This is a genomic window from Bacillus cereus group sp. MYBK220-1 (assembly GCF_051916445.1).
Taxonomy (GTDB): domain Bacteria; phylum Bacillota; class Bacilli; order Bacillales; family Bacillaceae_G; genus Bacillus_A; species Bacillus_A cereus.
Genome location: NZ_JBQAGQ010000001.1, coordinates 905,489 through 917,984 on the forward strand (window position 1 = coordinate 905,489; position 12,496 = coordinate 917,984).

A 12,496-nucleotide genomic window follows, 5' to 3' on the forward strand; every position below is an offset into this window, starting at 1 on the left:
TTGAAACCACTACCCTCATCACGGTTATTCATAATGAAACTTTTTATTAGCAATCCAATAATACGTTACGAAGAGTGTCAATAAAATCCACACTATAGTTAGTAATCCAGTAATTATTGCGTTTGAATTTACTACCCCCGTGACTAACGTTTCCATTGCATACTTACTCATACCGGCTGGATTAAGCTGATCCATTATTGGATTCAAACCGACGATTACTCTGCAGGCTAAAAGGAAAACAATTGAAATTAATGCAATCATACCTTGACTGTGAAAAATAGCACTTATCATTGTTGTGAAAGATACGATAAAAAGAACCCAAATTAGATAAAATAGTAATCCAGTAATTAGGTGTGCAAATGGAACGGCAGTAAAAAGAAAATTTACATATAGATAAGAAGCTACGTATCCAATTGTTACACTAAACGCTACCATTAAATAGTTTGACACTATTTTCCCACCTACATATGAAGTAACAGTAACGGGCCTTGTTAAAATAAAGGCCAACATACCATTAGCTTTATCTGTTTGAATTGCACCCATCATAGAAATCACTAGAATCATAAGTCCAAGCTGATCAAACTGGGATCCTAAAGTACTCGCTAATACTTCGCCCCCTTTTTGCGCTGCCATACTCAGATCAATTGTAATTCCCTGGCCTCCACCTAATGCTTCTAGAATTGATGGCAAATAATGAGTTACTATCGGCTGTGTTGCACCTAAAAATATAAAAACAATTGGTAGCCAAATAATCTTAAAATCACGTAACATTTGAACATATTCTTTTTTTATCAATACCATTGAGTTATTCATTTTTACACCACCAATTTCAAGAAAATTTCTTCTAAAGTATCGTTGCTCATTTTAAATTTAACAATGTCCACTTTATGTTCGAGTGCATTTTGCAGTAACATATTTTTGTTTATTTCGATACTTTCAACCTTCACTTTGATTTTAAGCCCAACCACTTCTACATTCTTCACATACGGTAATTTCTTTACAACTTCAATCCAATTTTGATCTTTAGTTGTTATTTCAATCATTAATTTATTTTCACGATTACGTTGTAAAAGCTCCGTAATCGTTGTGTCTTCTATTTTTGTTCCATCTTTTATAATGACAAATCGTTCACAGATTTCTTCTGCATCGCTTAAGATGTGGGTTGATAATAAAATGGTTGTATCTTTTTTTATTTCTTTAATCAGATTCAATACTTCCCGCCGGCCGATCGGATCTAATGCGGATACTGGTTCATCCATGACAATAAGCGAAGGTTTATGCAATAATGCTTGTGCAATACCAAGTCGTTGTTTCATTCCACCAGAAAATGTACTAACCTTTGCATTTTCTTCTTCCTTTAGTCCAACTTTCTCCAACATTTTTGGAATCGACTTTGACAATTCTTCTTTTTTCAACCCCGAAAGTTGGCCCATAAACGTAAGCGTTTCTCTCGCTGTCATCCAATGAAAAAAATTAGGATATTGAGGTAAATAACCAATTTCACTTTTCATTTTTGATATTTTTATCCCATTCAATAAAACTTCACCAGCAGTTGGATTAGTAATATCCGAAATTACTTTTATTAATGTGGATTTCCCTGCTCCGTTTGGTCCAATTAATCCGACGCATTCCCCTGCTTGCAGTTCCATCGAGAAATTATTCACAGCAATTTTTCCTTTAAATGATTTTGTTACATTTTTAATCTCTAATTTCATAATTTCTCACTGTCCTTTCTCCCTATAACAAAGTACAAGATAGGTCCCAATATATTAACGAAAAGAATAATTAACGTCCATACAAGTACATTTTTTCTTGTTTTCCTATGTCGATATAAATCAATGAATGCAATTAAAACTAAAAGTGCTCCCACTGCAATAACTGGTAATATAATGGGTAGAAAAGCCATAATATCAATGTCTTTAAGATCATTCAATCCATAATGTATTTTCATTGTCATCACTCCTTTTAAATCTCATTATCATTATTGATAATGATAAAACAAAAGCGGATGGATTGCAATCATTATTCTCATTATTTATAATGAGAATAAAAAACAATACATAAGGTGATATAATGAGTAATAAAGTTGAAATTTTAATGCATCCGGTAAGAATGAAAATTTGCCAAGTGTTAATGAGAAATAAAGAAGATGGGTTAACACCATTAGAAATGGTAAAAATCATTAAAAATGTACCACAAGCAACACTATATAGACAGCTACAAACTATGGTTGATTCAGGTATCGTTCATGTAATTAAAGAAAAAAAGGTAAAATCTGTTTCTGAAAAATATTACGCAATCAATGAAGAAGATGCAAAAATTGAAGGAAGTGAATGGAAAGGATTATCTGATGATGAAAAGTTAAACTACATTTCCTATTATCAGTTATCACTTATGACACAATATCAAAGTTACCTTAAGAAATTAGAGGAACAAAACAGTCAAGAAGATACTGCTACTTTTTCTGTAGTAGAATTAAAGCTAGATGAAGAACACTTTGGAAAATTTCAAAACGAACTTAACGAATTAATGATTAAATACTACAATAGCCAAAGTAAAGGCGACGAAATAGAGACTCCGGTTCGGACTGTCGCTATTACAATTATTCCAGAAACTTAAATTTACTCGATATAAAAATGCAAATCAATAATTTGAACTAAATCCTGAAAACAGGATACCTCTCAAAACACCTAAACCATCTGCTTCCTATATTCTCTTTAGGGGCTAGGTGGTTTAATTTTTCTTGAATTCACACACAAATGTAGTAATGAATGTATTACTTTTGTTATCTTTTATAAGTAAAAAGCTTCATCTTTTTAATGAAGCTTTCTATCACTTTATTAAAAAGATAATAAATTAATCGTTTCCTTTAAAACACTTCCCTTACAAAGATTGTCTGTTCATATTGGTCGAAAATTTCTTCTATAGATGAAAATAAAGTTTCTTCCGGGATGATGAACTTTATTTTTTGACCATTTTTTAACATGAAGGAAATCGTTCCATTATCATTAAAACCTGTATGAAACGTTCCTCGTTTATTTAATAGTACCTCTTCAATTATATTTATTTCAATTGAAAAGTTATTCTTTAATTGCAAGAGTTCATGTACATCGCCAGTATGTATTTTTACATCTATTTCAGTTTCTAAGTTTAATTGTTTTTTCTCAATTTTTTTGAACCAAAACAAAAACAATAGCTCTGAAATACCAGGTAATTGTTTTTTATAAGCATGTCGGCTATGAAACTGTCCGCCAATCTTTATAAAATATATACAGTCACCTGTAATAAAAACTTTATAATATATATCTGCCGTAAACATTTTAGGCTTTAAAAGATAAAAACTTTTGATCATAATTCCCCCATCAATTTTAAATGTATTTGTATAAACATTTTTAGCTAGATTTGTGCTAAAACATATTTCTCATGTAATGCAACACTATTGTATTGAATCTCCTCTCCCTTTGCAACAGTAGCTTTGAAGCCAACTAGTAACCTTTCTCTATACTATCCCTATAAGTGCTACCCCATTTCCAACCGTTTCTTCTAGTATATTAAAAGCAGAATTTGATACGAGGCTCTATATCAATCTATCAATAAATTACCACTCTATAAATATCTGAATTTTCTTTACATTGAAGGTTATCTCCTAAACAACCTCGAATAATTGTAATACATATACATAAGGAGGTTGATCTATTTTGTTTCGTTCCTTTACAAATGGTTGCGTCGCCTTAGTGCAACGCTTCTTGCCAGAACCGTTTATTTTATCATGTTTACTAACTGTTTTCGTTATCTTCTTTGGTATGTTTGCGACTCACCAAACACCTGTAGAAATGATTAATCACTGGGGTAATGGAATTTGGGGACTCCTCGCCTTTTCTATGCAAATGGCACTTGTACTCGTGACTGGATCTGCTTTAGCAAATGCTCCTCTTATTAAAAAAGGATTAACGAAAGCTGCCAGACTACCAAAAACAACTGGACAAGGCATTATTGCCATTTCAATTGTAAGTTTACTCGGTGCATACATAAACTGGGGCTTTGGAATTGTTGTATCTGTTTTATACGCAAAAGAAGTGGCAAGGCAGCTGGACGGATTAGATTATAGACTAGCAATCGCCTCTTCTTACTCTGGATTTCTCATTTGGCATGCCGGTCTTTCTGCCTCTATTCCTCTTACGTTAGCAACAGGCGGTGAAACGTTAATTAAAACGACTGCTGGAAGTATTAAAGAGGCGATTCCAATAACAGAAACGTTATTCTCACCATACGCTCTCGTTCCAGTTATTATTTTTCTCATTACGATGCCTCTCATTAATAAAGCGATGCATCCAGATGAAAAACATACGATTACAGTAGATCCTAGCGTGTTCCATGAAGAAGCTGCTGCTCAAGAAGTAGAAAAAAATACGTTCGCTGAAAAGATGGAAAATAGCATTATTATTACACTTTGCGTTGGATTGTTAGGTCTCATTTATATTTTCAATTACTTTTATACGAAAGGTTTTAACCTTACTCTCGATATCGTGATTTTTATGTTATTAATTGCAGGTCTTATTTTCCACCGTACTCCGATTCAGTATATTCGTGCTTTTTCAGACTCTACGAAAAGTGCTTCTGGCATTTTACTTCAATTTCCGTTTTACGCAGGAATTATGGGCATGATGATTGGAGCAAATAGTGAAGGACTTTCACTTGGAGGAGCTATTTCTAATTTCTTTATTAGCATTTCAAATGAAACGACTTTTCCGCTCTTTACATTTTTAAGTGCTGGCATTGTTAACATTTTCGTTCCATCTGGCGGCGGTCAATGGGCTGTGCAAGCACCAATTATGATTCCAGCTGGCGCTGAACTTGGTGTACCTGCTGCAAAAACAGCAATGGCAATTGCATGGGGCGATGCTTGGACGAATTTAATTCAACCTTTCTGGGCATTACCAGCATTAGCGATAGCTGGTTTAGGTGCTCGTGACATTATGGGATTTTGTGTTGTGAACTTACTATATGCGGGTTTTATCATTAGTCTATGTTTCTTATTTATTTAAACGAAAAGCTAGTTTTATACTAGCTTTTTTACATAATAAATCACTTATTTCCCATGCAATTTATAATCTTCTCCCACTCTGACTCCGTAAGATGTAATGACTCAAATGCAAAAAAATCTTCGCAAATTTTTCCGATCAGGTGTGGATGTTCCCTCAAAAAATTCCACTGTAACGCTTTAGGAAGAAAATATGTTTCATATTCTTTACTTCCCCGTACTACCTGATCAACTTCTCTTTCACAAATTCCTCTTATTAAATAATCATTTCTTAACTCTATTTGAATTTGCTGAAATGTTTCGCTACATTTTTTCAATTGAAGTAAACACGTAACATACTTCCGAAAAAGTTCGCCATCATACTGAACACAGTTTATAATACGATCGACTTCATTCATAATGCACGAGCCTTTTCTTCTATTTGTAATAACCATTTCTCACGCTTTGATACTTTACTCGTTTTCACAGATTGAAACACTGACCGTTTTATATCGCGAATGCCACAAAAACGTAAAATACCTCTCTTCATCATAATCCAATCTGCTGATCGATATAACAATGCGACGTACCATAGAGGTGAGTCTAACGTATTAATAACCCACGCTTTTTTCCCTTGCAATAATCCTTTCGGCAGAGCCCCTTCATATTTATAAGCAAATCCAGCTACGAAAATACGGTCAATAAAACCTTTTAAAATAGCTGGCATTCCCCACCACCATATTGGATAGATGAATAGAATTGTATCTGCTTCTTCTACTAACGTTCTGTATCGAGCTGTTTCTTCTTCATTTACTAAATCACGTCTTTTCTTCTCTTCATTAAATACGAGGACTGGATCAAATTGTTCTTTGTATAAATCAAGTACGGTAACTGAATGATTTGTTTCCTGTAGTCCTTTTTGCACATGATTTAAAATCGCCGCATTAAAACTTGAAGGACTAGGATGAGCGTATACAATTAGTACGTTCACTACATAACAACTCCCTCTATACGTTAAAGTTTCTCCTTCTTTAACATCTTCTCTACAATTTGCATGTTTTTCGAACTTTGTAATAAACGATTTAATACAGTAAGTAACTCTTCTTTTTCTAAATCTTTCAGTTTCTCTTTAACTGCACTCTCACCAGTACCTTGCATATCATAAACAACTGCCGCCATATGTTTACAATAATTTTCATACGGACATTCGCAACTACTTTTTGAAAAATCTTCGAGATCGATAGCTACTTCATAACTCCCTGCATTTCCAGTAACGAAAGCAAACACTTTTTTATCTTGTATTTCAACATCTTCTACATGCCCATCTTCATAATATTCATATCCCTTATCTACAATGTACTTTGGGATCCATTTCGTTATATCTTTTAATAAGTAAGCGTACATAATTGTACTCCTTCCTTTAATTCCCTTTTGACTTCAAAAATCCTGCATGTTATTCTAATTACTGTTAAGTAGCAAGTCTACGTGACAAAACGACTGACACCTATTCGGCGAAGGTGTCTCTTTTCATTTGCAGCCGATATGAATTGCCTCTTTCAGGCACATTCAATTTTTGACACTACACACTCAACACCATTCCCTGTATCAGGCTGCTTTAGCAGTCTTTTACTCTACATACTCCGTTATTTTAAGAAAAAAGAGAGCTTAGCTCCCTTTTCTCGCCTTATACAATACCCCTTTTTCAGCATAGAGATATTCATCAGCTAATGTAATTTTCCCATCCAGTTTTAGTTCGTCTAATAATCTTGATAAATAAAATTGATGCAACATCTTTTTCGTGAATTTTCCTTCATGATGCGAAACGATATGTTCTTGAATATCTAACAATGATATCGGCTTATCTTGCTCTATCATATATTCATAAACTGTACTACGCAGTTTTACGTATTTTTCGAGTGTCACAGTAATGCGCAACCCCTTTCTTCTTAATATAAATTTTCGTAATCGGTTTTTTTGCAATAAAAAAACCTCTCCGATAAGAAGAAGTTACGTATATATCTTCGTCTTATCTCCCAGAACAAATATGTTCTGCTGGAATTAGCACCTGCATCGCGGTTGCTGGGTTTCATCGGGCCAGTCCCTCCACCTCTCTGGATAAGAAAATATTCACTTAATTCTTACTATACGTAATTCCACTTTAATTGTCAAACAAATATAATAAATATAACAAATTATATTTTCTTCCTTACTGTTCATACTACCCATATACGAACATGCAAGGAGGATTATGAAATGCATCAAAATGCTCGCGGATATGTACAAGATTCTTTTCAATCATTACAAGAAGCTAAAAATTGTTTAGAAGAAGCGCTCGAAACAGTTGAAAAAGATTTTAATCGCGCTCGTATTGAACAATCACTTTATGCTGTTGAACAAGCTATTCAACGTTGCGAGTACACCGTTCACATTTTAGAAAAAGATTAAAAACTTCCCATCAATTGATGGGAAGTTTTTTCAAATGGCATACTTCATAATTATTGCCGTTATGATTAAAAAATATACAGAATTAGCAATTTCTAAAATTCCTACTTTTATAATAGAAATTTTTTTGCCATACAACACAATTGCTCGAATGACACTTGGTATAAAAATAAGAGAACACCACGGATTAATCGCAAATACAATTATCGTTAATACGATATGATATCCCCAAGATATAAGACGATACTTCGGATTATTTTTTTCACGAATCATCGTTTTCACATAGAACGTACTACCTAAAAAGTATAAAAATGAAATAAGTGCAATAAATATAGCTGTATGATCGATTTGCTTCATTGAAAAGTAATAACTAATTAACCCACCGATACAAAACACAATAATCGCACAAATATCATTTAATAGTGCTCTTTCATTTTTTTGACGAGCGTAATACATATTCACTATAAATAATGGAATCATTACTATTACGAATAAAAGAATTCGCCACTCATATAATAAAGAAATCGTCCCAAATAGGAACGCAATAATAAAATAAACAATGGCAGCTTGTAAAAACTCTTTTTTTCGTCTTTGCTTTATGTACGTAAGAAATGGATACGTGGCTAAATAGATAAAGAACCACGCTAAAAACAATGGAATATGATAAATAGTAGGTTTCCCAAGTATGACACTTAATAAAAAAGGAATAACAAGCATAGCCCATGCACCATGTTGCTTCGAAATAACTAACTTCATTAACTATACACCTCCCTTTTGAAAAAAGTTCTCACCTACAATTATACAAATAATTTTATATAATAGCGGATGCATATTGAATCGATTTTTTGACAAAAAAATGCTCCTTACATTATGTAAGAAGCATGAAAGAGGCAAACGAATATGTAAGTCGCGACCCTACCTTATATGAGTATGCTTTTCTATGTCACGTTATGCTCATCTAATATACCGTATTTCTTTTTAAATCTTGTAAGAATCGTAATCCATGAAGTACTAAATAGTAATAAGAAAATAACATTCGAAATCGCATGGCTCAAATCAAAGTAAAAACTTGCGATATAATACGAAATGAAAGTTTCCCATGTTGCTTCTCGTATAAAACCGAGAAGGCCCCAGAAATTCATAATCCAGCCAAATAAAAAGCCAACAATTACTCCGTAAAGAAGTCTCCCCCATAGCTTTTTCATAAAAAATGTATTACGAAGTAAACCTGCTATAAAACCAATCATGCCCCACGAAAACATTTGCCACGGTGTCCATGGACCTTGTCCCAAAAAAATATTAGATACGATTGCTGCTGTAGCACCAATCATAAAACCAGTTTCACTTCCAAATACAATTGCAGAAACGATAATGACAAAAGAAGTTGGTTGTACACTTGGTAAAATAGAAAATGGTACCCGGCTTACTGCTGCAATTGCCGCTAATACAGCAACGAGAACAATTTCACGTGAAACAAACGCCTTTCTTTCAAAACGGATATAGAAAGGTAACATAATAACCGCTAATATAAACAAACTACTTAACATGTAATAACCGTCCATGACAAGTGTCGTAAAGAGTAATGTGCCGATTATTACTGCAAAGATACATATTATGAATGCAACATATCGTTTGGACAAGCTTCGTACACATCCTCCCACGTTAATGCATATGGCAATTCTTTTCGAATGAATCGATTAATAGATGTTGTATAAAAGAAGTTGCCGCTAAAAAATTCTTTCGGTGCATCATTCATAATGACTGTTCCATCAAATAACATCATACATTGATCCACGTATTTCGCTGCAAACTCAATATCATGCGTTGCCATTACAATTGTTGTACCTTCTTTTTGTAGCTTCCTAAATAGCTCTCCTACTCTTTCTTTCTTCCATGGATCTAATCCCTTTGTCGGTTCATCCAGTAATAATAAAGTCGGCTTTGATAACAACGTCGTACATAACGCAAGTAATTGTTGCTCTCCTCCGCTACAATCGTGCGGATGGCGTTCTTTAAGCGAATACAACCAAAACTGTTTTAGCGTATCTTTTGCTATTTCTTTTCCTTGTTCTCCATATAATTCACGCGCACGTTCATAAACCTCGTCCCATACTGTATCAAATGTAAAATGGTAATACGGATGCTGCGATACATACCCAATACTTTTAAACCGTTCTTTCGAATCGATTTTATGTATCACTTTTCCGTTCCACTTTACTTTTCCTCTTCTCGCTTTTTGTAATCCTGCTAAAATCGTTAACAGTGTAGACTTACCTGTACCGTTCTTCCCAACGAGCGCTACCCATTTTCCTTTTTCAATCGAAACTGATAAATCACGTAAAATAAGCGGACTATTTTTTTCATATTGGAACGAAATATGCTCTGCGCTTAAAATTACCTCTTGCTTTTCACTTTGTGCTATTGGGTCATTTACATATGATATCGCTGCAAAATCATTCATTTTCATTTGCGCCTCTCGCACTGTAAACGGAATATCTCTCACATTCCACTCTAAAAATAGCCTTGGAATTTGCGGAATAAATGGACGGAATGTTTCTACTCCCCACATATCCGTAATAACAATTTTAGGACTACCATCATACATAATACGGCCATTATCCATACAAACAACGCGTGTTGCAAGCGGGATAACTTCATCTAAACGATGTTCACTTAAAATAATCGTAATTCCAAGTTCTTCATTAATCCGTTTTAATAATCCTAAAAACTCTTTTGCAGCGATTGGATCTAACTGCGCTGTCGGTTCATCTAATAATAACAATTTCGGCTGCATAACTAATACCGCAGCTAAATTAACAAGTTGCTTTTGCCCACCAGATAACGTATGAACAGATTGATGCAATAAATCTTGAAATCCTAAAAAGCTAATAAGCTCTGCTATTCTTTTTTGAATAATATGTGATGGTAATCCGATATTTTCTAAAGAAAATGCTAATTCTTGAATCACTGTATCCATAACAATCTGGTTTTCTGGGTTTTGAAATACCATCCCAATTTCTTGGGCAGATAACAAATCAGCTACTTCCTCTATTAAAACACCCTCATAAAATATCTCTCCAGAACGCGTACCAATTGGAAGTAACTCCTTTTTAAAATGTTTTAATAACGTCGTCTTCCCAGATCCCGATCCTCCAGCAAGTGCAATAAACTCACCTTTTTGAACAGAAAGAGAAATATGCTGTAACGCGTATTCGTTTTCATCAGCATATACAAATGATAAATTGTTTATTTCTGCATGCGCCACCATATCCATTCTCTCCCTTCCATTATGATTGGTAAACTAATAAACAGTGTAAATAATACAAACATCATTCCATCGTATTGCTGGAATAAAATAGATTCGACTTTCGGATAAATAATCAATTTCCCTCCGCCATAATTACTACATACAATAGCAGCTATAAATAAAATGATTAAATAATTGAGCGTATACCAATCGCGCCTTTCCATTCTATAGCGAATATACGTCGTACGCTTCGTTACACCAAATCCACGAGCTTGCATAGAATCTGCCGTTTGCAGTGCATCTTCTAACGAACAAATTAATAATACTTGCAGCAATTGCATACCATTTTTGACGCGTTCAATTATCGAACCTGAATCTACCTGCACACCTTTCGTTTTTTGGACGAGTGTGATTTTCTTTAATCGTCTTATAAACAAAGGAACAAATCTCACTGTAATCATCGTTAACAATGCAACTTTCGGTGAAATTCTTGAAAACAAATATAAAAATTTATGACTGGAAATAATATCATTGTATGACGCAAACGTAAACATAACTGCAACTAGTAATAACCCCATTACTATTCCAAACATAATCGCCTCAAGCTTAATACGGCTATCACCTAACCAAAATAACGTAGTTCGACCTCTATGCGTTAATAACGAATTAAATAAAATTACCATAAAAAAGAAAACAATTGTGCTCGGTAGCATCTTTCTTATCTTTTCGCTATTTCCTTGCATCACATTTAACATAATAATTAATACTATTGCTCCAATTAAAAAAAGAGGATGAAGACACATCGTACATAGTATCATCACCCCGATATAATAGAAAAAATTCACAAAAGGATGTAAAGAAGAAAAACTTATTTTCATAGCCCTTTACCGAATGCCTTTCTTATTGTAATACGTATACCCACTCAATTGTATCTCCTGGTTTTACCGTAACTACACCAGCACTATGGTTTGGAAAAGCACCGTTCACACGATATTTCCAACCACTAGTATCCGAAATATCTTTTTCATATAAATCATTAATACCTTTTACATAAATACTATCTCTAGATCCGCTTGCATCAACATCTAATCCTGTACGTTGCAATACTTTATACACTGTATCGCCTTCTTGTACATCCATCTTTTTCGCACCCATTATATATCCGTTATTTCCTTTTACCGAGATTGTTACTTGTTTTGCTTGTGGTTTAGGCGGTGGAACCGGATCTGGTTTTCGTTGTTCAGAATTTGGAACGGTCGGAGTCGGTATCGTTTTCTCCGCTTTATTCGGATCTTCTTTTTGCTCCTGCTTCGGTGTTTCTTTCGGCTGATTCACAACCTTTGCTTCTTCTTTTACTTCTGGTGCTTTCGGTTGTTGTTTCTCTTCTTGTGCTTGTTGCTGCTCTGGTTGCTTATTTACAGCCGGCTGTTCTTTCGGTTGTTCCTGTTGTTTCTCTTCTTTCTTTACCTCTGGTTGTGCCTGCGGCTTTTCCTCTTTCGGCTTCTCTTCTACTTTTTGTTCTTGTTTCTCTTTCTGTTCTTCTTGCTGCTTTTGCTCTGATTCAGCTTGCTTTTCTTCTGTTTTTTCTTCCGGCTTCACTTCATCTTTTTGTTCTTCTTGTTTCGCTACCTCTTCTTGCTTCGGTTCTACCTTCTTCTCAGGCTTTACAGCTGCCTCTTCACATCCGGCAAGTAGCCCGAGCGAAAGCAGTAAAGAAATGAACCATTTCACCTTACTCATCCTATCTCTCACCTTTCATACGAAAATTAGGAGCAATTAATTGCTCC

The 12,496-nt window shown here is 34.3% G+C and carries 16 protein-coding genes and 1 riboswitch; of the genes, 3 read left to right on the top strand and 13 right to left on the bottom strand.

Annotated features, from left to right (window positions below):
- Positions 1 to 24: 24 nt before the first annotated feature.
- The 3 genes from ACTFRU_RS04580 to ACTFRU_RS04590 are packed head-to-tail and all read right to left on the bottom strand — an operon-like array spanning position 25 to position 1,951.
- Positions 25 to 813 (bottom strand): ABC transporter permease subunit, encoded by a 789-nt coding sequence (locus ACTFRU_RS04580; RefSeq protein WP_016122860.1) that lies wholly within the window; start codon positions 811 to 813, stop codon positions 25 to 27.
- 2 nt (positions 814 to 815) lie between these two features.
- Complete coding sequence (locus ACTFRU_RS04585; RefSeq protein ID WP_016122861.1) at positions 816 to 1,715, bottom strand: ABC transporter ATP-binding protein; 900 nt, start codon at positions 1,713 to 1,715, stop codon at positions 816 to 818.
- A complete protein-coding gene (locus tag ACTFRU_RS04590) occupies positions 1,712 to 1,951 on the bottom strand; it encodes a PLD nuclease N-terminal domain-containing protein (protein ID WP_000690914.1) in 240 nt (79 codons plus the stop codon). The genes ACTFRU_RS04585 and ACTFRU_RS04590 overlap by 4 nt, the downstream gene beginning before the upstream one ends.
- Positions 1,952 to 2,073: 122 nt before the next feature.
- Between ACTFRU_RS04590 and ACTFRU_RS04595 the strand changes: the two genes are divergently transcribed.
- On the top strand, positions 2,074 to 2,619 hold the full coding sequence (locus ACTFRU_RS04595) for a transcriptional regulator (protein ID WP_049108471.1): 546 nt from the start codon (positions 2,074 to 2,076) through the stop codon (positions 2,617 to 2,619).
- Positions 2,620 to 2,869: 250 nt separating this feature from the next.
- On the opposite strand, the gene ACTFRU_RS04600 is transcribed toward ACTFRU_RS04595, so the two are convergent.
- Complete coding sequence (locus ACTFRU_RS04600) at positions 2,870 to 3,352, bottom strand: hypothetical protein (protein ID WP_000597308.1); 483 nt, start codon at positions 3,350 to 3,352, stop codon at positions 2,870 to 2,872.
- Between the two features lie 346 nt (positions 3,353 to 3,698).
- Between ACTFRU_RS04600 and ACTFRU_RS04605 the strand changes: the two genes are divergently transcribed.
- A complete protein-coding gene (locus ACTFRU_RS04605; protein WP_000490030.1) occupies positions 3,699 to 5,045 on the top strand; it encodes a short-chain fatty acid transporter in 1,347 nt (448 codons plus the stop codon).
- Positions 5,046 to 5,085: 40 nt separating this feature from the next.
- Here ACTFRU_RS04605 and ACTFRU_RS04610 read toward each other — a convergent pair whose 3' ends face one another.
- The 4 genes from ACTFRU_RS04610 to ACTFRU_RS04625 all read right to left on the bottom strand — a co-directional run bounded on the left by ACTFRU_RS04610 (position 5,086) and on the right by ACTFRU_RS04625 (position 6,943).
- Entirely contained in the window at positions 5,086 to 5,439 is a 354-nt protein-coding gene (locus ACTFRU_RS04610) for a group-specific protein (RefSeq protein WP_140387049.1), read from the bottom strand.
- The gene (locus ACTFRU_RS04615; protein WP_142408766.1) at positions 5,436 to 6,011 is read right to left on the bottom strand and encodes an NAD(P)H-dependent oxidoreductase; all 576 of its coding nucleotides are present in this window, start codon (positions 6,009 to 6,011) and stop codon (positions 5,436 to 5,438) included. The genes ACTFRU_RS04610 and ACTFRU_RS04615 overlap by 4 nt, the downstream gene beginning before the upstream one ends.
- 23 nt (positions 6,012 to 6,034) lie before the next feature.
- Positions 6,035 to 6,424, bottom strand: a complete 390-nt coding sequence (locus tag ACTFRU_RS04620) for an SWIM zinc finger family protein (RefSeq protein WP_016122865.1) — start codon at positions 6,422 to 6,424, stop codon at positions 6,035 to 6,037.
- Positions 6,425 to 6,685: 261 nt separating this feature from the next.
- Positions 6,686 to 6,943 (bottom strand): hypothetical protein, encoded by a 258-nt coding sequence (locus ACTFRU_RS04625; protein WP_000171476.1) that lies wholly within the window; start codon positions 6,941 to 6,943, stop codon positions 6,686 to 6,688.
- Positions 6,944 to 7,043: 100 nt separating this feature from the next.
- Positions 7,044 to 7,142: riboswitch (SAM riboswitch) on the bottom strand.
- Positions 7,143 to 7,273: 131 nt separating this feature from the next.
- Here ACTFRU_RS04625 and ACTFRU_RS04630 point away from each other — a divergent pair.
- Entirely contained in the window at positions 7,274 to 7,465 is a 192-nt protein-coding gene (locus ACTFRU_RS04630) for a hypothetical protein (RefSeq protein WP_000554032.1), read from the top strand.
- Positions 7,466 to 7,495: 30 nt separating this feature from the next.
- Here ACTFRU_RS04630 and ACTFRU_RS04635 read toward each other — a convergent pair whose 3' ends face one another.
- The 5 genes from ACTFRU_RS04635 to ACTFRU_RS04655 all read right to left on the bottom strand — a co-directional run bounded on the left by ACTFRU_RS04635 (position 7,496) and on the right by ACTFRU_RS04655 (position 12,449).
- On the bottom strand, positions 7,496 to 8,218 hold the full coding sequence (locus tag ACTFRU_RS04635) for a YwiC-like family protein (protein WP_440037500.1): 723 nt from the start codon (positions 8,216 to 8,218) through the stop codon (positions 7,496 to 7,498).
- 182 nt (positions 8,219 to 8,400) lie between these two features.
- Positions 8,401 to 9,102 (bottom strand): ECF transporter S component, encoded by a 702-nt coding sequence (locus ACTFRU_RS04640; protein ID WP_434712390.1) that lies wholly within the window; start codon positions 9,100 to 9,102, stop codon positions 8,401 to 8,403.
- The gene (locus ACTFRU_RS04645; protein WP_440037501.1) at positions 9,075 to 10,736 is read right to left on the bottom strand and encodes an ABC transporter ATP-binding protein; all 1,662 of its coding nucleotides are present in this window, start codon (positions 10,734 to 10,736) and stop codon (positions 9,075 to 9,077) included. The genes ACTFRU_RS04640 and ACTFRU_RS04645 overlap by 28 nt, the downstream gene beginning before the upstream one ends.
- A complete protein-coding gene (locus tag ACTFRU_RS04650) occupies positions 10,709 to 11,587 on the bottom strand; it encodes an energy-coupling factor transporter transmembrane component T (protein WP_163092763.1) in 879 nt (292 codons plus the stop codon). Before ACTFRU_RS04650 ends, ACTFRU_RS04645 begins: the two co-directional genes overlap by 28 nt.
- Positions 11,588 to 11,609: 22 nt before the next feature.
- Positions 11,610 to 12,449 (bottom strand): DUF4430 domain-containing protein, encoded by an 840-nt coding sequence (locus ACTFRU_RS04655; RefSeq protein WP_000048898.1) that lies wholly within the window; start codon positions 12,447 to 12,449, stop codon positions 11,610 to 11,612.
- Positions 12,450 to 12,496 lie beyond the last annotated feature (47 nt).